The following is a 19,815-nucleotide window of genomic DNA, read 5'->3' on the forward strand; positions in this document are numbered from 1 at the left end:
CCTCTCACTCGTCGTCGGTTCGCGGTGCGGCGCCGCCGCCCGCGGTGGTCGGGGTCAGTCGCACGGTCGCGATGCGCGCCGGGCCGAGGTCGATCCGCACGGCGCCGTCGGCGTCGGTCGCGAGCGCCCCGATCTGCTGCTCCTCGAGGTCGCAGGCGTGCGCGGCCCCGATCGCGAACCCGGGGCGGAGCGTCGCGGTCACGGGCTCGTCGGCGGTGCTGAACACGCGCACCACCAGGCCGTCGCCGTCCTCAGCCGTCTTGACCGCGGAGAGCACGACCTCGGCCGGCTCGATCGCGAGGCCGAGGGTCGCGACGCGGGGCGTCGTGGTCGGCACCTCGCGATTCCAGCGCGACGCCGCCTGCAGCGGCACCGAGAACGCCTCGGCCGCCCGGTAGAGGTGGCCGACGCCGGAGGCGCCGCTGAAGACGCGGACGGCGGTGCGGAAGCTCGACCGCCCGAGGCACTGGGCGCCGGGGGTGGGGATCTCGGGGCCGATCTTGTGCGGGCGCAGCGCGTGGTCGACCCGCGCGAGCCAGCCCACCGAGCGCAGCAGCGTCACGTCGAGCACGCCGTCGGCGTCGACCGCGTACTCGTGCAGCCCCTCGGCGAGCACCTGCACGCCCTCGGCGCCGTCGTCGGCGGCGAGCGCCGCGAAGCGTCGCATGGGGAAGACGCCGCTCGGGCGGTCCTGCCATCCGTTCGAGTCGGGGATCGAGCCGTCGCGGCGGACGACGCCGAACGCCGACTCGGAGACGGTCTCGGCCGTCGCGGTGCCGGTCGGGAACCGCAGGCGCAGCCGGTGGTCGCGTGCCGGATTGTCGACGTCGACGTCGACCAGGACGAGGTCGGCGCCGGGGTCGAGGCGCAGCACCGTCGTCACGGTGAGCTCGACGTGCTCGGGCGACCGGGTACGCCGGTCGGCGGAGAGCCCGGCCGGGAGGACCATCCGCCGGTCGATGCGCAGCGCGCCGTCGGGATCCAGGGCCACGGAGGCCGTGTCCGCGCCCACGATCGGCACGTCGCCGGGGATCGGAGCGTGGCCGTACTCGTCGCCGGCGTCGGCCTCGTCGACGAGCTCGAGCAGTCCCTCGCGGCGGCGCCCGGTGCGCAGGTCGGTGATCGAGACGGTGCCCCGGCGGTCGGCCTCGACGCGGAGGATGCCGTTGTCGAGCACCGGACGGGCCGCGTCGCCGGCGCGTGCGGCGGGCTCGGCCGCGTCGGGGTCCGCACCGGGCACGAGGCGGTAGACAGCCGTGCCGAGCGCGGGCACGTCGGTCGCGACGAAGTCGACGCGGTCGAGCAGGAGCTCCTTGCGGCGCTCGAGCGTGTCGGCCACGAGGAGGCGGGCGCCGGGGGTGCGGCGGTGCGGCACGGTGCGGCCGTCGGCGTCGACGAGGCGGTACCCGTCGAGATCGACGCCCTCGCGCTGGAGCCAGCCGAACCGGCGGATGCCGACGGGCGCGTCGAGATCGGGCAGGACCTCGGCGCTCACGGATCCGGTGCGGGCGAACCCGCTCGGGTTCACGACGACGACGGGGATCTCACCGGGCGCGGTCGGCACCGCGGTCGCGATCCGGGCGAGCGCGTCGTCGGCGACGGCGCGGGTGCCCTGGCCGATGGTCGTGAACCGGGTCTCCATCTCGTCGTGCACCTCGTCGACCGAGCAGCCCGAGATCGAGTCGTGGGCGTGGTTCTTCACGAGCTCGCGCCACGCATGGCGAAGGAGGTCGGCGCTCGTGCGCCCGTCGACGAGGGTCGCGAGCGCATCGAGGCGCTCGGCGACGCCCGACAGGTACGACTCGGTGCGCTCGGCGTGGCCCTTCATGGGCGTGCGGGTCGAGCCGATGCCGTCGAAGACCGCGTGCGTGCGGCCGTAGCGAAGCTCGCCGGTGATCGTCGTGCCGGGCGCGGGGGCGTCGTCCATGAGTTCGCGGAACTCCTCGAGCCCGCCGAGCCGCAGCTCGACGTCGAGTTCGCGCGCGACCTCTTCGCCGTCGAGCGCCTCGACCATGGCCGGCAGCCCGCGCTGCACGTGCAGGTGGTCGCCGCCGTTCAGCAGGAGCAGCACGCCCGAGGCGGCGCGCGGCGACATCCGGCCGAGGAGCTCGGCGAGCGTGTCGTACCGCACCAGCGCGCCGTGGTGGAGGACGGTGGTCTCGGATGCCGCGGTGAGCACGGCGGCGTTGGAGTAGCTCTCGGTGAGCCACTCGGTGCGCACGCGCGATCCGTCCGGCCCCTCCCACCAGAACTGGCTGCCGAGCTCGTCGGGGTCCTGGCCGAAGCCGCGCATCGCGTAGAAGGTGTCGATACCGAAGCCCTTCAGGATCTGCGGCAGCTGGTGCACGTGGCCGAACGTGTCGGGCAGGTAGCCCTCGCGCATCACCCAGCCGTACTCGCGGGCGCTCGTGAGGCCGATGAGGAGGTTGCGCACGATCGACTCGCCCGAGACGTGGAACTCGTCGGGCTGCACGTAGTTCGGTCCGGGGCGGAGCCGGCCGTCGCGGATGAGCGCCTCGACGCGGGTGCGCTGCCCGCGTCGGACCTCGAGGTAGTCGTCGAGCATGACGGTCTGGCCGTCGAGGAGGAAGACCGGGAGGTCGGGGTCGGTCTCGAGCACGTCGATGAGCTCGTCGAGGAACCGCACGAGGTGGAGCCGCATGGTCTCGAGCGGCGCGTACCACTCGCGATCCCAGTGGGTGTGCGGCACGACGACGGCGCGGATGCTGCGGGTGCCCTGGGCTCGGTCATCGGGCGATGGGCCGGTGCCGGGCGCGCGGCGCGCGCCATCCGTTCCCTCGTGGTTCGTGAGGGCCGTGCCGTGGACCGCGTGCATTCGCCTGTCTCCCATCTGCGTCAACGTTGACCGTCAACGTTGACGTTTGCTAGCATCGACGCCACGCGAGGCGTTGTCAAGAGGTTCGCCGAAGATCGTTCGAAGATCGCCGATCGGGTGCCGACCGGGTCGGCGACGCCGTGAGGAGGTGCCGGTGGCCGAGTCGCAAGCCGCGAGCACGCCGGCGGTCGTCCCCGGCCAGCCCGCCACCATGAAGGACATCGCCGACCGCGTCGGCGTGAGCATCAAGAGCGTCTCGCGCGTGCTGAACAACGAGTCCGGCGTCTCCGCCAAGACCGCCGAGCGCATCCTCGAGGTCTCGCGCGAGCTGGGCTTCCGCCGCAACGACCTGGCCAGGGGCCTGCGCCGTCGCACCTCCGACAACACGATCGGCGTCGTCGCGCAGCACACCTCGGCCCGCTTCTTCGTCGACCTGATCCGCGGCATCGAGCAGGTGGCGGCCGAGCACGACGCGCTCATGCTCACCGCGACCACCCCCGACCCCGAGACCGAGCTCGCCAAGCTCCTCGCGCTGTCATCGCGCCGCATGGATGCGCTCATCATCGTGCCGCGCAGCCCCGACCAGTCGTTCCTGCGCGCCGAGCAGGCCATGGGACTCCCGCTCGTCTTCGTCGACCAGCCGCCGAGCGGGGTGGTCGCCGACACGATCATCGCCGACAACGAGGGGGGCGCGCGCGAGGCGACCGCGCACCTCGTGGGCCTCGGGCACCGGCGCATCGGGGTGATCGGCTCGGGACGCGACCTCTACACCGTTCGGCACCGCGTCATCGGGCACCGGATGGCGCTCGCCGATGCCGGCGTCGCCGACGACGACCGACTCGTCCGCCTCGACTGCACCGACGAGGATGCCGCGGCCGCCGCGACCCGCGACCTCCTGGCGTCGGCCGAACCTCCGACCGCCCTCTTCGCACTGAGCAACCGCTGCGCGGTCGGCACCGCGCGGGCCCTCCGGCAGGCCGGCCGCGGGCACGAGGTCGCGCTCATCGGCTTCGACGACTTCGACACGGCCGACCTGTTCGACCCGCCGCTCACGGTCGTCGCGCAGGACATCGAGGAGATGGGGCGCATCGCGGCCCGGCGGTGCCTCGCTCGGCTCGCGGGCGAGGCCGCACCGCCCGAGACGATCATGCTCGGCACCCGACTGGTCGTGCGCGAGTCGGGCGAGATCCCGGGCCCGCACGCGGGCTGAGGCGAGCCGATCAGCCCGCGTCGCCCGGCGGAGGCCCGCCGGACGACGCGCGGAGCGCGCGCAGCGCCGCCACCGCGTCGTCGCGACGCGCCCACGGCACGAGGATGTGGTCGTGGTGGAAGCCCGCGAGCACGTTGCAGCTGATTCCGGCGTCGCCCAGGGCGACCGAGAAGGCCGCCGTGAGCCCGACCGCCTCGAGCGCCGAGTGCACCGTGAGCGAGAGCCACGCCGCCTCGAACTCGTGCGGCACGCCACGCGCGACGGCGAGGTCCGCCCGGACGACGGCGGTGACCCCCTCGCGCTCGACGACGATCGCGTCGGCGAACGCGAGGACCGGGTCGCCGGGCGCCACGTTCGCGAACACGTACGGCTCGGCGCGCGCCTCCACGTCGAGCGTGCGGAGCATGGCATCGAGGTCGGTGCTTCCCGGCGGCATGCCTGCATCCTCTCCCGGATCGCCCGTTTCAGGCAGCCAGCCGGCCGACCGCGCGCGCCCGGATCATGATCGCCTGCCCGTCCATGTAGGCCATCGGCAGTTCCTCGATCGAGACGACCTCGATGCTCGCGGGGTCCGCCCCCGCGCGCTCGGCCCGCGCGGCGGCGTCGCGGGAGGCGGCCTCGACGGCCGCGCGGCGATCGCCGTCGACGCGGTACACCTGCTCGACCTGTCCCGCCACGTCGCCGAGCGCCGCGCCGACCGCGTTCGCGGCCCCGAAGTGCTCGGGCCGGATCACCTCGCCCACGCCGTCGAGCACGTCGGGCGCGATGATGCTGCCGCCGCCGACCATGATCACCGGCACGGGGGCCGCGCTCGGCTTCATGCGGTCGATCGTGTCCTCGAGCAGTTCGCGGATCGCCGCCCAGGCGGCCGCACCGGTGGCCGGGGCGACGAGCGGCGTGCCGATCCCGTCGATCCTCGCGCCGCCCGCGGCGATCGCGACGTCGGTCGCGGTGAGCGTCGACCCGCCGAAGGCGAGCCCCTCGGTGCGGATGCGGTAGCCCACGCTGTCGGGGCCGAGCACGACGCCGCCATCAGCGGGCCGCACGACCGTGCCGCCACCGAGGCCGACCGAGAGCACGTCGGGCATGCGGAAGTTGGTGCGGATGCCGCCGATCTCGACCGCCGTGGCCGACTGCCGTGGGAAGCCGCCGGCCAGCACGCCGATGTCGGTCGTCGTGCCGCCGATGTCGACGACCAGCGCGTCGGTCGCCCCGGAGAGGTGCGCGGCGCCGCGGATCGAGTTCGTCGGGCCGCAGCCGATGGTGAGCACCGGATGACGCAGCGCGTACTCGAGCCGCATGAGCGTGCCGTCGTTCTGCCCGAAGTACGCCTCGGCGTGGATGCCGCGGGCCTCGAGCGCCGCGACGAACCCCTCCGCCATCGCGCGCAGCGTGCGCATCAGGGCGGCGTTGAGCACGGTCGCGTTCTCGCGTTCGAGCAGCCCGAGTGCGCCGATCCGGGCCGATCGCGACACCGGCACGTCGAGCTCCTCGGCCACGATCTCGGCGGCGCGCTCCTCGTGCCGTTCGTCGATGGGCGAGAACACCCCGACGACGGCGACCGCGTCGACCTCACCGCGCATGCGCCCGCAGGCCTCCCTCACGGCCGCCTCGTCGAGCTCGGCGAGCACGCGGCCGTCGACCTCGAAGCCGCCGCCGACGACGTAGGCGTGCTCGCCGAGGGCCGCGCGCAGGTCGTCGGGCCAGCCCTCGAGCGGCGGCACCGCGGTCGTGGCTGGCGCACCGAGCCGCAGCACGCCGACGCGGCCGAGCCCGCGGCGCTCGACGATCGCGTTGGTGCAGTGCGTCGACCCCAGCATCGCGAACGCGATGCGGCCGGGGTCCACGCCCGACGCCTCGAGCACGGCGTCGATCGCGTCGGCGACCCCGTCGCCGGTGTCGGCGGTCGTCGGGCGCTTGACGGCGCTGACGACCCGCAGCTGTTCGTCGAGGATGACGGCGTCGGTGTTGGTGCCGCCGACGTCGATGCCGATCCGGTAGCCCATCACGCCGCCTCCGTCGCTTCCCGGCGACCCACTGGTCGCACGTCGTGCACCCGCGCCGCCGCGAGCCGCTCGACCGGAGCCCAGGTCACGTCGTACCCGAAGTGCTCCGGTCCCGCCTCCGCGAGGCCCGCGGGGGTTCGCCACTTGTCGTGGCAGGGGATCCCGATGACGGCGACCCTGGCGCCGTACCGCAGCGCCTCGGTGGTGACGGGGCGACCCGTCGCGAGGTCGAGCACGGCGATCAGGTCGGGCGTGACCGCCGCGAGCGCGCCGTCGCGTTGCGCGAGCAGCATCTCGTTCTGGAACTCCAGGCGCAGGCTCGCGCCGCGATCGTCGCCGATGCCGTGGAGCTCGGCCGCGCCGCGCGTGAAGCCGCCAGCGACCCGGCGGTCGAGGTCGACGACCTTGCCGTCGAAGAGCCGCACCGCGCCGAGCTCGGCGCACAGGGCGCCGACCCGGTCGGCCCGGGCGGCCTCGTCATCGCCGAGCAGGACCGCCCCGATGCGCCGGGCGAGGCTCAACGTGCCCGGGATCCCGCACTCGCGCACGACGGCGCCCCCGTAGGCGTAGTCGATCATCGTCGCGGCGCCGCCCATCTCGATGGTGGTGGCGCGTGCGAGCCGCTCCGACCACGTGCCGTCGGCCGGGTACGAGACGACCTCGTTGCCGTGGTGGTCGACGAGCACGGTCACGCCGGGGCCGTATCCCGCGAGGTGGAAGGTCACCATCTGCGCCTCGGGGAAGGCGCGCCCCATGGCATCCGCATCGACGATGGGGAGGCCGGTGAGCGCGGCCGTCGCGATCGGGATCATCGAGTTCCCGCCGCCGACCTCGATGGGCATGACCGCGGTCGGCGTCCGACCCGTCGCCCGGCCGATCGCGGCGATCGCCTGCGACAGCTCGGACTCGGCCATGATGCGCTCGACGTCGACCGACGGGGCGCCGATGCCGCCGATCGGCACCACGAAGTCGTCGTCGCCGAGTTCGTCGAGCCCGATCACGCGGACGGGTCCGTGCAGGCGGATGAGGCGCTTGGCGATGAGGGAGCCCACGTGGGGATCGCCGCCGCCGCCGGTCCCGAGCACCGCGGCGCCGAGCGCGATGCCGTCGACGTCGACCTCGGCGATGGTCCGCAGCGCGGTGCTCATGCGACCACCTCGTCGGCGCGGCCGTCGCGCGGAGCGGCGGCGTCGGCCTCCGCCTCCCCGTTGCCGGCCGACCGGCCGGATCCGGTCGCGTCGCCGCGCGAGACGAGCAGTGCGGCGAGCAGGTACACCGCGAAGCCGACGAGGAGGCCGTCGAGCGCCGGGATCGTGGTGAGGTCGAACCAGCCGAAGCCGAGGCCGTCGGACGGACGAGTGGTCGCGAGCGCGACGACCGTGCCGACGACCCAGGCCGCCACCGCCCAGCCGTTCACCGAGCGGTGCTCGGCGTCGAGGTCGAAGCGGCCCGATCGGCGCTCGACCACGAACGACGCCAGGTACACGCCGCCGAACGGCGCCACGACGACGCCGATCGCCGAGATGAAGGGGATGAAGTTGTCGGCGGCGCCGAAGGCGGCGATCACGATGCCGATCACGCCGCCCACGATGGTGAGCGTGCGGCGGCTCAGCGGGTCTCCGATGGCGGCGAACGACAGCGCCGCGGAGTAGATGTTGGTGGTGTTCGTCGTCCACTGCGCGAGCACGAGCACGATGACCGCGACGCCGCCGAGGCCGAGCAGGAAGAAGATCGTCATGAGCTCGGTCTCGCCCATGATCCGCGAGAGCACGAGCGCGACGAAGATGATGATCGAGTTGCCGAAGAGGAACCCGACGAAGCCGGCGGCCATCGCCTGCTTCGGGGTCTTCGCCCAGCGCGCCATGTCGGGCGCGGTCACGACACCCAGGATGAAGATGCTCATCACGAGCGACACGGCGCCGCCGAACGTGTAGTAGGCCTCGACGGGAGCGGAGAGACCCTCGGTGCCGCGCGTGGCGATCGCCACGACGATGCCGACGACCAGGAGGCCGAGGAGGACGGGCACTGCGACGGTGCTCAGCCTCGAGATGGTGCGGTAGCCCCACAGCGCGGTGAGCACCATCAGGATGCCGCCGATGACGGTGAACACGGCCACGGGAACATCGACCCCGGTGATCTCGGTGAACGCGATCTGCGCGTTCACGCCGAAGAACCCGGCCTGGACGGCGAACCAGCCGAGCAGGCTGAGGGCGAGGGCGACGGCGAGGACGATGCCGCCGATCCGCCCGAAGACCGCGCGGGAGACCATGGCCGTCGAGAGTCCGGTCGCCGCTCCGACGTAGGCGCAGGCCATCGCCAGCAGGCCGAGCAGGAGCGAGCCGACCGTCGTGGCGAGCAGCGCCGGGCCGAATTCCATCCCGGTCGCGAGCTCGATGCCGAGGAACGCCCCGGAGATGTCGATGCCGATCGCGATCCAGACGGCGGCGATCGAGAACCAGCTCCGTCGCTGGTCGGCCGGGACGCTGCCGTGTTCGTAGTCGGTGGTGTTCATGAGGTGCCTCCGGTGAGCAGGCCCGAGAGGCTCGTCCAGGCGCGGTCGTGGCGCTCGGCGTAGACCTCGGGCGTGTAGTGGGTGAGGTGAAGGAAGAGCCCGTCCATGAGCACGAGGAACAGGGCGACGAAGCCCTCCTCGTCTCGGGTGCGGAACGAGCCGTCGGTGACGCCGGCGCGGAACGCGTCGCGGATGGCGTCGGCGAGGCTTCCCTCGGAGTCGAGGAACATCTCGCGCAGCCCGCCGCCCACCGGACCGGATTCGGCGATGGCGGCGCGCAGGCTGAACTCGGCGAGGTCGGGGCGCCCACGGTAGTAGGCCTCGATCCCGTCGAGCAGATGACGCAGCCGCTCGAGTGGCGGGAGGTCCGCGCTCTCGTTCGCGAGTTCCTCGAAGTAGGCGGCGTGCTCGCGCCCGACCTGCTCGTAGACCTCCGCGTAGAGGGCCTCCTTGCCGGTGAAGTGGGCGTAGAGCGACGGGGTCTTGATGCCGACGGCCTGGGCGATCTCGCGCAGGCTCGTGTCGGCATAGCCCTTGCGTGCGAACAGGTCGCGGGCCTCGGAGAGGATCTGAGCTCTGGTCATCATCAACCTAACGATCGTTAGTTAGGAGGACTGTAGCGGGGCGCCGCAGGGTCCGCAAGACCCCCGACCCGCGGCCGTCGACGAGCGGAAGGCGTGGTGCCGGCACGGCCGATGCGGGACGTTGCATCCGAGTCACCGAACGTGCGTTGATTCGAAGCCCTGCGCAAGATTCGTGCGTTATCGATCCTCTATCGTCACACAACTGGCGTATGGAGGCCGTCGCATGCACACTTGTCGCCGACCCGCGAGACCACCGGAGGACCGATGACCCAGCACACCGCACCAGCCCCACCCACCGCGATGCACGAGGTGTCGGAACGGACCGAGCACCTCGTCGACCTCGTGCTCGAGTACGCGCGGGCCAGGATCCTCACGGATGACGCCCCGCTCGACAAGTCCGTCGCGCCGTCCGAACTCGCCCGCCTCGCGGGCCGCAGCATCGACGAGCACGGCATCGGCGCGAACCGCGCGCTCGCCCGGTTCGAGCACGTGCTCGCGCCGGCGTGCATCACGACCGACCATCCGCAGTACCTGTCGTTCATCCCGACCGCCCCGACGAAGGCGGCGATCGCGTTCGACCTCGTGGTCTCGGCGAGCGCGCTGTACGGCGGCTCGTGGATGGAGGGCGCCGGCGCGGTCTACGCCGAGAACGAGGTGCTCGCCTTCCTCGCCGCAGAGTTCGGCCTGCCGGCGACCGCCGGCGGCGTCTTCGTCCAGGGCGGCACGCTCGGCAACCTCTCCGCCCTCGTCGCGGCCCGCGAGCACGCGCGCGCCGCGGCGGCGCGGACGGAAGACGAGCCGCCCCGCCGCTGGGTCGTGGTCTGCAGCGCCGAGGCGCACTCCTCGATCGCCTCGGCCGCACGCGTGATGGACGTCGACGTCGTGCCGGTGCCCCCGGGCGAGGACGGCGTGCTGCGCGGGCCGGCCGTTCGTGCGGCGTTCGAGGAGCACGGCGAGGCGGTCTTCGCGGTCGTCGCCACCGCCGGATCGACGAACTTCGGCATCGTCGACGACGTCGCCTCGATCGCGTCGGTCGCCGACGAGTTCGACGTCTGGCTCCACGTCGACGGCGCCTACGGACTCGCGGGGATGCTCTCCCCCGAGGCCCGGCACCGGTTCGCCGGCGTCGAGCGCGCGGACTCGGTGATCGTCGACCCGCACAAGTGGCTGTTCGCGCCCTTCGACGCGTGCGCGCTCATCTACCGCGACCCCGAGACCGGCCGCCGGGCCCACACCCAGCACGCCGAGTACCTCGACACGCTCACCGAGACGAGCGAGTGGAGTCCGTCGGACTACGCCGCGCACCTCACGCGCCGCGCCCGCGGGCTGCCGTTGTGGTTCTCGCTCGCCACGCACGGCGCCGCCGCCTACCGGGCTGCGGTCACCGACTCCATCCGCCTCGCGCACGACATCGCCCGCGAGATCGAGCGACGCGACGGACTGCGCCTCGTCCGCGAGCCGCAGCTGTCGGTCGTCGTGTTCGAGCGCGACGGCTGGACGAAGGCCGACTACGCCAGGTGGTCGGCCCGCCTGCTGGAGGAGCAGCGCGCCTTCGTCACCCCGAGCTCGCACGCCGGACGTCCGAACACGCGGTTCGCGATCGTGAATCCGCTGACGACCCTCGACCAGCTCACGGCGATCCTCGACACGATGGCCTGAGGCCGATCGCGTGCACCCGCCGGCCCGGGGTCTTCCGGGCGGGCAGGTGTACCGCGCCTAGAACATCCCGTTGTCGTTCTTCGACGTCTTCGGGATCACCTGCAGGACATCCCAGTGCTCGACGACCTTCCCCTCGTCGTCCAGTCGGAAGATGTCGATCCCGGCGTACTCGAGGTCGCCGGGCCAGAACTGGTGGCAGTGCAGCACGACGTGGTTCCCTTCGGCGATCGCGCGCTTGAACTCGACGCGCTTGCCCGGGTACTCGGCCGACATCCGCTCGAAGTACTCGATGAACTCTTCCTTGCCGTCGCCGACGTCCGGATTGTGCTGGATGTACTCGGACCCCACGTACGTGTCCAGGGCCTCCCGCGGCTCCGACTTGTTGAACATCTGGTCGTAGAAGGCCATCACGTTGGCCTTGTTCCGCTCCAGGCGATCCTGATCCATGTCCGTCTCCTTCGTCATCGTCCCTCAGCGTCTTCCTACGCCTCCGCGGCACGCGCGTCGAGCCCTGGAAGACCCCGTTGTCGTGTGACAGCTCGCTGGGCATCGGCGCGCCGACATCCCAGTGCTCGACGCTCCGACCGCCCTCCGCGCGCCGCAGGTCGCTCTGACTTACCATAAGAGAGCAACATCCCCGCGGGAAGTAGGCACCTTGCAGTGCCTTTCTCTCCCGAACCGCACGCCGCGGGCGCGGAACCGCCGCCGATCCGAGAGCGAGGCCATATGCCTGATCCCGTATGGAACCCGTACGACCGCAACTGCCCCACCCGCGACCTGCTCGATCGCATCGGCGACCGGTGGACGGTGCTGGTCGTCGGGTCGCTGATGGGCGGCCGGCTTCGCTACAGCGAGATCCGCGACCGGATCGACGGCGTCTCGCAGAAGATGCTCACGCAGACCCTCCGCAACCTCGAACGCGACGGCCTCGTCGAGCGCACGGTGTTCCCCGAGGTGCCGCCGAGGGTCGAGTACGAGCTCACGGAGGTCGGACGCGACCTCGGCGGGCCGCTGAAGGTGCTCGAGACCTGGGCGATCGACCACATCGCCGGCATCCTCGACGCCCGGCGCAGGTACGACCGCCGCACCGCCTGAGCCGGAGCGGGTACCGGGATCGGTACCGGCGCCGCGACGCTAGGCCGCGCCGAGCTCCTGCAGCCCGTGGAAGTCGAGGTCGACCCCATGGCCGGGACGCTCGGGCGCGGTGACGAACCCATCGACGATCGTCATCGGCTCGGCGATGTACTCGTCGAGCCCGAAGCCGTGCGCCTCCATGAACGTGCGACTCGGGGTCGCCGCGAGCGCGTGCACGGTCAGGTCGTGCACGCCGTGGGAGGTCAGGCGGAGGTTGCGGGCCTCGGCGAGCGCCGCGACCTTGCGGAACGTGGTGTAGCCGCCGATGTTGCTCACGTCGGGTTCGGGGAGCGTGAGGGCACCGGCGTCGATCGCGTTCGAAAAGTCGTAGATGGTGTGCAGGTTCTCGCCCGCGGCGATCGCGTGGCCGCCGAGCGCGACGATCCGGGCGTTGCCCGGCAGGTCGTCGGGGATGGTGGGCTCCTCGATCCACGTGAGGTCGAAGGGGAGGAACGCGCGCGCGGCGCGCAGTGCCTCGTCGACGGACCACTTCATGTTCGCGTCGACCATGAGGGGGAACCCCTCGCCGAGGTGCTCGCGCATGGCCGCCACGCGGGCGACGTCCTCGCGCAGGTCGGCTCGGCCGACCTTCATCTTGATGGCTCGGAAGCCCTCGGTTCTGAATCCGTCGGCCTGGTCGAGCAGCGCCTCGAGGGGCAACTCGAGGTCGATGCCGCCGGCGTACACCGGCACGACCGGGTCGTACCCGCCGAACAGGCGCCACAGCGGCATCCCCGCCCGGATGCCGGCGAGATCCCAGAGGGCGATGTCGACCGCCGACATCGCGGAGGTCTGGTGCCCGCCGCGTCCGGCGTAGTGCAGGCGCCACCACATGTCCTGCCAGCGCTGCTCGATCCTCGCGGGATCGGCGCCGACCAGGCATCCGGTGAGGTCGCGCTCGATCATCGTCGCGACCGCGGCGCCGCCGTGGTTCACGGTGTAGGTGTACCCGACGCCGACGGCGCCGTCCGAGTCCTCCACGCGCACCGTGATGAGCTCGAAGTCCATCATCACGCCGTGCGTGCTGTCGGTGAGGTCCCGCTTGAGCGGGACCCGGTAGAGGTCGGTCCGCACCCGCTGGATCGTCGTCATGTCGGTCGTCTGCTCTCTCGCGGTGAAGTCGGGTCTCGGCGGGGCGTCGCCCTCCGCAGGGGCGTCGGCGCGCCGGGGCACGCGCGGCCCGCCGTGCGCGTCGAGGTCCACACTCGTCATGCCCGGGCTCCCAGCGGCTTGCCGGCGCCGTCGAGGGCTGCCGATTCGGGACTGATCCCGTTCTCGTACATCTGCTTCATCCGCTCGTCGGCGCGGAAGCCGCGCAAGTACCCCCACTCGCCGCTGACGTCGTGGCAGAGCCCCCATCGCAGCCCGTCGAGCGGATGGATCGTCGGCGCGTCGTCGCGGAACGGTCCGGCGGCGACCGGCGGGCCGGGCACGAACGCGCGGATCTCGAAGTTCACGCCGTCCGGCGCGAACTGGATGGTGTTGCGCTCGGGCCCGTCGGTCGTGAGCAGCGCGGCGACGCCGCCGTCGTGCAGCCACAGGCACGTCTCGTGCCCGCTGTTCGTCACGGGGTTCAGGGGCGACTTCTCGTAGGGCCCCTCCACGCGGTCGGCGATCGCGACGCCCCATCGGGTCGAGCGTCCGCCCGCCGTGTACCGCTCCCCCATCTGCTCGCCCTTGTAGTAGAGGAAGAACCGCCCGTCGTAGGGCAGCAGCAGCGGGTCGTGCACCTTGAGGCTGTCGAAGGACCCCTGCGACGTCACGGCGAGCCGGTCGTCGGCGTCGCCGAGCCAGTCGCCGTCGGCCTCGGGGACGACGAGCGGGCCCTCGGATCTCCGCCACGGGCCGAACGGGCTCTCGGCCGTCGCCATCGCGATCGACTCCAGGCTCCGCAGCCGGTAGGGCGACTGGACGACCTGGTAGACGAGGTGGAAGCGCCCGTCGTACGCGAGCACCTCGGGCGTGAACACGCTGCGGTCGTCGTACGAGCCGGGCTCGCCCGCCCCGACGGCCCGGCCGCGCTCGACCCAGTGCACGCCGTCGTCGCTCGTGGCATGCCAGACCTCGGAGAAGTCCCACGGGAACACCTTGGCCATGGGGTCGCCGGAGCCGAATCCGACCGCGTCGCCGACGGACCTGGAGTACCAGACGTGGTACGTCCCGTCGACGAGGAGGATGCTGCTCGGGTCGCGCCGGTGCACGCCCGCCTCGGGCTCGAGGCCGGTGAGCTCGTACGCCTCGAAGTCCGTGTACCACTCGGGCGAGGCGGGGTAGGCCGCCGCACGCCGCGTCGCCGCGCTGACCGGCGCCCCCTCGGCCGTCATCGGGTCGATCCTGCGACGGCGACGGCGCCCCGTCGATCGGAGCGCGACCACCGAGTGGCTCGGGCGCGGACGGCCGTCCGCGGGGTGTCGGGCCGGGTCATGCGAGGCCCCTTCCATGCGTCGTTGCAGCAGATTCAGCCGACTCCTTAGGGAACCGGTTTACCAAGTGTACGCACAGCCGGATCGCGCTCGCAAGCGCCCGGTCGTCGACCGCGCCCGCGGGCGGGTCGCCGGGCCCGGCCTCAGGCCCGGGGCGCCTCGACCGAGGCGCGCTCCACGAGCCGGTGGCCGCCCTCGATGCGCCGACCGACGGGGGTGCGGGTCTCGATCTGCTCGACGAGCGCGTCGACGGCGGCGACCCCGAGCTCGTCCAGCGGCATGGCGACGGTCGTGAGGGGCGGGTCGAGGTACTCGGCGACGGAGAGGTCGTCGTAGCCGATCACCGACAGGTCGCTCGGGACGGCGTACCCGAAGTCGCGCGCGGCCTTCAGCGCCCCCACCGCCTGGCCGAAGTTCGACGCGTACACCGCCGTGACCTCGGGGTGCCGTTCCAGCAGTCGGAGGGTGGCCGCATATCCGCCGCGCTCGGTGAACTCGCCCGGCTCCGTCACCGTGGGGTCGAGTGAGAGCTCGCGCATCCGCGCCACGAAGCCGGCCGTGTGCGCTCGGGCCGGCCAGAGCTCGAGCGGACCCGAGGTGAGGCCGATGTGTCGATGCCCCCGCTCGTGCAGGTAGCCGACGGCGAGCGCCGCGGCACCGGCCAGGTCGAGCCCGATGTTGCGCGACGAGCCCTCGACCTCGCGATTGACGTAGACGTGGGCGATCGAGTCGGGGTCGGCGACGAGTCGCTCGACCAGGGCGTCGCCCGGCCGCGCGGAGGCGACGAGCAGCCCGTCGACCCGCCCCGACGTCACCAGGTCCGAGTACTCCTCGGCGCCCGCCGGGTCGGTGGGACTGTCCTCGGCGATGAGCAGCACGTACCCGTGCTCGCGCGCCCGGCGCAGGGCGCCGCGGGTGATCGCGGCGTAGACGCTGTTCGTGAGGTCCGGGATGATCATCGCGAACGCCCCGGTCCGGGAGACCGAGAGCGCCCTGGCCCCGGCGTGCGGCCGGTAGCCGAGTTCGGCCGCGACCGCGAGGACGCGCTCGCGCGTCTCGGGGCGGATCCGCAGGGTGTCGTCGCCGTTCATGATCCGCGACACGACGGACTTCGTGACCCCGCTCTGCTGCGCCACGTCGACCAGGCGGACCCGGCCTCGCGGTCGTGCGGGCGCGTCGACCTGCGTGGCGGCGTCACCCTCGGGGCTCATCCTCGGCACCTCCGTCCGGACGCGCGCCCCGGGCACTCCGGGGTGCGCAGCACGACTGCTGGATCGTACCTATCACGGGAACCGCATCGCAAGCGTGCGGGCGCGCGGCATCGCCTAGGAAAAACCGGTTTCGGAGGCAACCCGGGCCGTCTGCGTGCCGGCCGGCCGCACCTGCTCGAGGTGCGGCGCCGACTCACACGGAACGCCACGCGACGGCCGGGGTGAACGGCACTGGCTCCGGACGCGCGGTGGTCGTCGTCAGCGATTCGCGCGTCCGCCCGGCCGCGGCGCGGTGCAGCGCCTCCATGACCTCGAGCACGTGCAGGGCGAGCGCGCCGCTCGCGCGCCCGGCACCGGCGACGAAGTCGATGAGGCCGATGCCGCGCGCGGCGTCCTCGTACCCGGCGGATGGCGGCAGCGGCTCCTCCTCCCCGCCCAGCCGGCGCAGCCGGACCTCGCCCGCGTGCCCGTTCGGGTCGGGGAGCACGAGCGCGCCCCCGGTGCCGTAGACCTCGAGCGGCGGCGCGGCCGTCGCGACGACGTCGAAGCTCATGGTCACGGTCGAGATCGCGCCGTCCGCATGCTCGAGCACGCCCGCGATGTGCGTGTCGACCTCGACCGGGACCGACTCGCCCGCTCGCGGGCCCGATTCGATCGTGCGGGTGGAGCGCGCCCGTGACGCCGCCCCCGAGACCGCCACGACGGGCCCGAGCAGCTGCACGAGCGTCGTCAGGTAGTACGGACCCATGTCGAGCAGGGGTCCCCCGCCCGCCCGGTAGTAGAAGTCCGGTTGCGGATGCCAGTGCTCGTGCCCCGGCGACACCCAGGTCGCCGTGGCGCCGACCGGGCGGCCGATCGCCCCGTCGTCGACGGCGGCGCGGGCGGTCTGCACGCCGGTGCCCAGCACCGTGTCGGGCGCGCAGCCCACGCGCACCCCGCCAGCCGATGCGGCATCCATCACGGCCCGCGCCTCGACGAGGGTCGCAGCGAGCGGCTTCTCGCCGAAGACGTCCTTGCCCTGCGCGATCGCGGCGAGCGCGACCTCGGCGTGCGCGGCCGGGATCGTGAGGTTCAGCACGGTCTCGACCGCCGGATCGGCGACGAGCTCGGCGGTCGTGAGCGCGCGGCATCCGTCGATCGCGTCGGCCGCCAGTCGTGCCCGCGACTCGTCCAGGTCGGCGACCGCGGTGATGCGCACGCCGGGATGCCCCTCGAGCGTGTCGAGGTACGCGCGCGAGATGACGCCGAGCCCGACGATGCCTACCTGGTGCGTGCGGCCCACCGGATGCCCCTCTCGATGATGGTGCGGACGTTGTCGTCCTGCAGGATGTCGAGGCTGTGCCCCGGCGTGGCGACGAAGATGCGACCATCGCCCCACAGCCGGGTCCACACCGCGGGCGAGGTGACGGGCCGGTGCCACGGGTGGTACGGCTGCACCGGATGCGTCGTCGTCGCGAGCACGTCGATGAGGTCGTCGTGGAGCACCCAGTACTGCTCGGTGGTCAGCGTGAATCCTTCGATCCCGGCCAGGATCTCGTGCTCACGGCCGAGGTCGGTCGGCTCGACCCGGTGCTCCAGGTAGTTGTCGGTCTCGTCACCGCGCACCTGGTCGGGGTGCTTCGACGGGTGCGTGGCGAACTGGCCGCCGATCAGCTGCAGGTAGTCGGCGCTGTTCCGGTACGAGTCGGCGATGCCGCCGTGCCATCCCGCCAGGCCGGTGCCGGCGGCGACCGCCGATCGCAGCCCGCGGAGCGCCTCGTCGCCGATCTCCGACATCGTGACGGACTGCACGATGAGGTCGGTGGCGGCCATCCGCTCGGCGTCGGCGTAGACCTCCGGACCCTCCTCGATCGCGACCTCGAAGCCCTCGGCCTCGAGGAACGGCAGGAACAGCTCGGTCGCCTCGACCGGATGGTGGCCGTGCCATCCGCCGCGGACGACGAGCGCGGTGCGGGTCATGCGGGTGCTCCGTTCTCGGTGCGCCGGCGCACCGGGGTCATCACGGCGTCGTTCGCCGCGCTCGTCTCGACGGCGGCGAGCACGCGCTGCACGTCGGCCGCCTCGGCGAAGGTCGGCGACCCGGCGTCGGCGTCGCCGCCGATCGCGCGCACGACGTCGACGACCTGGTGGGTGAAGAGGTGCTCGTAGCCGAGGCCGTGTCCGGCGGGCCACCACGCGCCCGCGTACGGGTGCTCGGCCTCGGTGACCTGGATGCGGCGGAAGCCCTGCTCGCCGGCCGGGTCGGTCGCATCGGCGAACTCGAGCTCGTTCATCCGCTCGAAGTCGAACGCGATCGAGCCGAGCGTGCCGTTCACCTCGATCCGGTTCGCGTTGCGCCGACCGGTCGCCATCCGGGTCGCCTCGAACACGCCGAGCGCGCCGCCCGCGAACCGGGCCGTGAACGCCGCGGCGTCGTCGACCGTGACGGGGACCCGCTCCCCCGCGGCCGGGGCCCCGCCGAGGCCGCTCGCGCTCGCCATGCGCGGGCGCTCGGTCACGAACGTGCGCAGCACCGCCGACACCTCGGTGATCGCGTCGCCGGTGAGCCACTGCGCGGTGTCGATCGAGTGCGCCCCGATGTCGCCGAGCGTGCCCGATCCGGCGCGGTCGCGGTCCAGGCGCCAGGTGTGCGGCGCGTCGGGATCGCTCAGCCAGTCCTGCAGGTACTGGGCACGGACGTGGCGGATGTCGCCGAGCCGGCCGGCCGCGATCATGCGGCGCGCCAGTGCCAGCGCGGGCGTGCGACGGTAGCTGAACCCGCACATCGCGACGCCCGGCGCGGCCTCCGCGGCATCCTCCATCCGGTCGGCGTCGGCGACGGAGTTCGCGAGCGGCTTCTCGCAGAGCACGTGCTTGCCTGCGGCGAGCGCGGCGAGCGCGATCTCGGCGTGCGTGTCGCCGGGGGTGCAGATGTCGATCACGTCGACGTCGTCGCGTGCGACGACCTCCCGCCAGTCGGTCGCGTACTCGGGCCAGCCGAGTGCGCGCGCGACCCGGGCCCCCTCGGCCCTGCGCCCGACCATCACGACCGGCTCGACCTCGCGGCCGAGGTCGAAGAACCTCGGGGCGGTGCGCCACGCCTGCGTGTGCATGCGCCCCATGAACCCGGTGCCGATCACGGCGATCCGCAACGGCGAATCCGACGTCGTCATCGATCCTCCTCACGTCGTTGCGGCACGAGACTACGGCCGGCGGTCGCGGCACGACAGCCACTTGCGCAAAACTGGGCGGATGGCACCGACCACGCTCTCCGACGTCGCCGCCGCGGCCGGGGTGAGCGTCGGCACGGCCTCGCGCGCGATGTCGGGCCGAGGCGACCTGTCGGACGCGACGCGGCGACGCGTGCGCGAGGCCGCGACTCGCCTCGGCTACGCTCGGACGCCGTCGCGAGGCGGCCGCCCGGCGGCGAGCGCACGGGTCGTCGACCTCGTGCTCGGGCGCTTCCACAACCCGTGGGCCGACGAGGTCACCGCGGGCGCGCACGGCGCCGCCACCGCACGCGGCTACGACCTCGTGCTCACCGAGGAACGCGACTTCCCCGGCGACGACTGGCCGGTGCGCCTCCGCCGCCGCGGTTCGGCGGGCGCGGTGCTGGGGCTCATCTCGCCGACCGTCGGGCAGCTCGCGCTCGTCCGCGGGGCCGGCATCCCGGTCGTGCTGCTCGACCCGCCGTCGGAATCGACGCATGGCCTGCCGGCGGTGCGCACGACCGACGACGCGGGCGCGGCGGCAGCAGCACGGCACCTCGCGGCCCGCGGTGCGACGCGGTTCGCGGTGCTGAGCGGAGCGCCCCCGTTCCGCTACGGTCGTGCGCGGCGCGACGGGTTCGTCGCCGAGCTCGCGCGCCACCTGCCGCACGCCGACGTCGTCGCCGCCACGAGCGCATGGACGGCGCCGGCCGCGAGCGACGCGACCGTCCCGATCCTGCGTGGGCTCGGCAAGGGCGAGCGGCTCGGGGTGTTCGCGGTCTCCGACGAACTCGCCGCCGGGGTGTACGCGGCGGCCCGCACGACCGGGCACCGGATCCCAGACGACGTGCTCGTCGTCGGCTTCGACGACGTGCGCGGGGCACGCTGGCTCGCTCCTCCGCTCACGACCGTGCGGCAGCCGATCCGGGAGATGGCCGCCGCCGCGGTCGGCCTGCTCGCCGACTCGGCGGACGGCATCGCGTCGTCACCGGAGTCCGTCGTCCTCCCGACCGAACTCGTGGTGCGCGGGTCGACGTGAGCGGCGTCCGCGC

The 19,815-nt window shown here is 73.0% G+C and carries 17 protein-coding genes; 4 read left to right on the plus strand and 13 right to left on the minus strand.

Annotated elements, in window-relative coordinates; genetic code table 11:
• Positions 1-4: 4 nt before the first annotated feature.
• Positions 5-2,836 carry an alpha-mannosidase gene (locus ABME01_RS07255; protein ID WP_353827709.1) on the minus strand — a complete coding sequence of 944 codons (2,832 nt, stop codon included), beginning with the start codon at positions 2,834-2,836 and terminating at the stop codon, positions 5-7.
• A gap of 154 nt (positions 2,837-2,990) precedes the next feature.
• On the opposite strand from ABME01_RS07255, the gene ABME01_RS07260 reads away from it, so the two are divergent.
• Positions 2,991-4,046 carry a LacI family DNA-binding transcriptional regulator gene (locus ABME01_RS07260; RefSeq protein ID WP_353827711.1) on the plus strand — a complete coding sequence of 352 codons (1,056 nt, stop codon included), beginning with the start codon at positions 2,991-2,993 and terminating at the stop codon, positions 4,044-4,046.
• A gap of 10 nt (positions 4,047-4,056) precedes the next feature.
• On the opposite strand, the gene ABME01_RS07265 is transcribed toward ABME01_RS07260, so the two are convergent.
• Genes ABME01_RS07265 through ABME01_RS07285 form a run of 5 tightly spaced genes read right to left on the minus strand, consistent with a single transcriptional unit; the run spans position 4,057 to position 9,151 of the window.
• Complete coding sequence (locus ABME01_RS07265; RefSeq protein WP_353827712.1) at positions 4,057-4,482, minus strand: ACT domain-containing protein; 426 nt, start codon at positions 4,480-4,482, stop codon at positions 4,057-4,059.
• Between the two features lie 28 nt (positions 4,483-4,510).
• Complete coding sequence (locus ABME01_RS07270) at positions 4,511-6,052, minus strand: hydantoinase/oxoprolinase N-terminal domain-containing protein (protein ID WP_353827713.1); 1,542 nt, start codon at positions 6,050-6,052, stop codon at positions 4,511-4,513.
• A complete protein-coding gene (locus ABME01_RS07275; protein WP_353827714.1) occupies positions 6,052-7,200 on the minus strand; it encodes an S-methyl thiohydantoin desulfurase family protein in 1,149 nt (382 codons plus the stop codon). The genes ABME01_RS07270 and ABME01_RS07275 overlap by 1 nt, the downstream gene beginning before the upstream one ends.
• On the minus strand, positions 7,197-8,564 hold the full coding sequence (locus ABME01_RS07280) for a cytosine permease (RefSeq protein WP_353827715.1): 1,368 nt from the start codon (positions 8,562-8,564) through the stop codon (positions 7,197-7,199). The genes ABME01_RS07275 and ABME01_RS07280 overlap by 4 nt, the downstream gene beginning before the upstream one ends.
• Positions 8,561-9,151, minus strand: a complete 591-nt coding sequence (locus ABME01_RS07285; RefSeq protein WP_353827716.1) for a TetR/AcrR family transcriptional regulator — start codon at positions 9,149-9,151, stop codon at positions 8,561-8,563. The genes ABME01_RS07280 and ABME01_RS07285 overlap by 4 nt, the downstream gene beginning before the upstream one ends.
• Before the next feature lie 261 nt (positions 9,152-9,412).
• On the opposite strand from ABME01_RS07285, the gene ABME01_RS07290 reads away from it, so the two are divergent.
• A complete protein-coding gene (locus ABME01_RS07290) occupies positions 9,413-10,807 on the plus strand; it encodes a pyridoxal phosphate-dependent decarboxylase family protein (RefSeq protein WP_353827717.1) in 1,395 nt (464 codons plus the stop codon).
• A gap of 57 nt (positions 10,808-10,864) precedes the next feature.
• On the opposite strand, the gene ABME01_RS07295 is transcribed toward ABME01_RS07290, so the two are convergent.
• Positions 10,865-11,254, minus strand: a complete 390-nt coding sequence (locus tag ABME01_RS07295; protein ID WP_353827718.1) for a nuclear transport factor 2 family protein — start codon at positions 11,252-11,254, stop codon at positions 10,865-10,867.
• Between the two features lie 279 nt (positions 11,255-11,533).
• Here ABME01_RS07295 and ABME01_RS07300 point away from each other — a divergent pair, with 279 nt between their 5' ends.
• Positions 11,534-11,902, plus strand: a complete 369-nt coding sequence (locus ABME01_RS07300) for a winged helix-turn-helix transcriptional regulator (protein ID WP_353827719.1) — start codon at positions 11,534-11,536, stop codon at positions 11,900-11,902.
• Between the two features lie 39 nt (positions 11,903-11,941).
• On the opposite strand, the gene ABME01_RS07305 is transcribed toward ABME01_RS07300, so the two are convergent.
• The 6 genes from ABME01_RS07305 to ABME01_RS07330 all read right to left on the minus strand — a co-directional run bounded on the left by ABME01_RS07305 (position 11,942) and on the right by ABME01_RS07330 (position 18,727).
• On the minus strand, positions 11,942-13,153 hold the full coding sequence (locus tag ABME01_RS07305; protein WP_353827720.1) for a mandelate racemase/muconate lactonizing enzyme family protein: 1,212 nt from the start codon (positions 13,151-13,153) through the stop codon (positions 11,942-11,944).
• A complete protein-coding gene (locus ABME01_RS07310; RefSeq protein WP_353827721.1) occupies positions 13,150-14,265 on the minus strand; it encodes a glycoside hydrolase family 117 protein in 1,116 nt (371 codons plus the stop codon). The genes ABME01_RS07305 and ABME01_RS07310 overlap by 4 nt, the downstream gene beginning before the upstream one ends.
• 242 nt (positions 14,266-14,507) lie before the next feature.
• Positions 14,508-15,575, minus strand: coding sequence for a LacI family DNA-binding transcriptional regulator (locus tag ABME01_RS07315; protein WP_353827722.1), 1,068 nt, complete (start codon positions 15,573-15,575; stop codon positions 14,508-14,510).
• 193 nt (positions 15,576-15,768) lie between these two features.
• Positions 15,769-16,857 carry a Gfo/Idh/MocA family protein gene (locus ABME01_RS07320; protein ID WP_353827723.1) on the minus strand — a complete coding sequence of 363 codons (1,089 nt, stop codon included), beginning with the start codon at positions 16,855-16,857 and terminating at the stop codon, positions 15,769-15,771.
• Positions 16,836-17,534 (minus strand): ThuA domain-containing protein, encoded by a 699-nt coding sequence (locus ABME01_RS07325; RefSeq protein ID WP_353827724.1) that lies wholly within the window; start codon positions 17,532-17,534, stop codon positions 16,836-16,838. Before ABME01_RS07325 ends, ABME01_RS07320 begins: the two co-directional genes overlap by 22 nt.
• Positions 17,531-18,727 carry a Gfo/Idh/MocA family protein gene (locus tag ABME01_RS07330; protein ID WP_353827725.1) on the minus strand — a complete coding sequence of 399 codons (1,197 nt, stop codon included), beginning with the start codon at positions 18,725-18,727 and terminating at the stop codon, positions 17,531-17,533. Before ABME01_RS07330 ends, ABME01_RS07325 begins: the two co-directional genes overlap by 4 nt.
• Positions 18,728-18,806: 79 nt before the next feature.
• On the opposite strand from ABME01_RS07330, the gene ABME01_RS07335 reads away from it, so the two are divergent.
• Positions 18,807-19,802: a LacI family DNA-binding transcriptional regulator gene (locus ABME01_RS07335; RefSeq protein ID WP_353827726.1), complete on the plus strand. Its 996-nt coding sequence runs from the start codon at positions 18,807-18,809 to the stop codon at positions 19,800-19,802.
• The last annotated feature ends 13 nt before the right edge of the window (positions 19,803-19,815 follow it).

Origin of the sequence: Agromyces litoreus, assembly GCF_040496015.1 — a bacterium.
In the GTDB taxonomy this organism is placed as follows: Bacteria; Actinomycetota; Actinomycetes; order Actinomycetales; family Microbacteriaceae; genus Agromyces; species Agromyces litoreus.

What these genes read in the sequence shown, in the direction of transcription:
- ABME01_RS07255 (WP_353827709.1), bottom strand. Translation starts at nt 2,836, where the DNA reads ATGCACGCGGTCCACGGCACGGCCCTCACGAACCACGAGGGAACGGAT.
- ABME01_RS07265 (WP_353827712.1), bottom strand. Translation starts at nt 4,482, where the DNA reads ATGCCGCCGGGAAGCACCGACCTCGATGCCATGCTCCGCACGCTCGAC.
- ABME01_RS07270 (WP_353827713.1), bottom strand. Translation starts at nt 6,052, where the DNA reads ATGGGCTACCGGATCGGCATCGACGTCGGCGGCACCAACACCGACGCC.
- ABME01_RS07275 (WP_353827714.1), bottom strand. Translation starts at nt 7,200, where the DNA reads ATGAGCACCGCGCTGCGGACCATCGCCGAGGTCGACGTCGACGGCATC.
- ABME01_RS07280 (WP_353827715.1), bottom strand. Translation starts at nt 8,564, where the DNA reads ATGAACACCACCGACTACGAACACGGCAGCGTCCCGGCCGACCAGCGA.
- ABME01_RS07285 (WP_353827716.1), bottom strand. Translation starts at nt 9,151, where the DNA reads ATGATGACCAGAGCTCAGATCCTCTCCGAGGCCCGCGACCTGTTCGCA.
- ABME01_RS07290 (WP_353827717.1), top strand. Translation starts at nt 9,413, where the DNA reads ATGACCCAGCACACCGCACCAGCCCCACCCACCGCGATGCACGAGGTG.
- ABME01_RS07295 (WP_353827718.1), bottom strand. Translation starts at nt 11,254, where the DNA reads ATGGATCAGGATCGCCTGGAGCGGAACAAGGCCAACGTGATGGCCTTC.
- ABME01_RS07300 (WP_353827719.1), top strand. Translation starts at nt 11,534, where the DNA reads ATGCCTGATCCCGTATGGAACCCGTACGACCGCAACTGCCCCACCCGC.
- ABME01_RS07305 (WP_353827720.1), bottom strand. Translation starts at nt 13,153, where the DNA reads ATGACGAGTGTGGACCTCGACGCGCACGGCGGGCCGCGCGTGCCCCGG.
- ABME01_RS07310 (WP_353827721.1), bottom strand. Translation starts at nt 14,265, where the DNA reads ATGACGGCCGAGGGGGCGCCGGTCAGCGCGGCGACGCGGCGTGCGGCG.
- ABME01_RS07315 (WP_353827722.1), bottom strand. Translation starts at nt 15,575, where the DNA reads ATGAGCCCCGAGGGTGACGCCGCCACGCAGGTCGACGCGCCCGCACGA.
- ABME01_RS07325 (WP_353827724.1), bottom strand. Translation starts at nt 17,534, where the DNA reads ATGACCCGCACCGCGCTCGTCGTCCGCGGCGGATGGCACGGCCACCAT.
- ABME01_RS07330 (WP_353827725.1), bottom strand. Translation starts at nt 18,727, where the DNA reads ATGACGACGTCGGATTCGCCGTTGCGGATCGCCGTGATCGGCACCGGG.
- ABME01_RS07335 (WP_353827726.1), top strand. Translation starts at nt 18,807, where the DNA reads ATGGCACCGACCACGCTCTCCGACGTCGCCGCCGCGGCCGGGGTGAGC.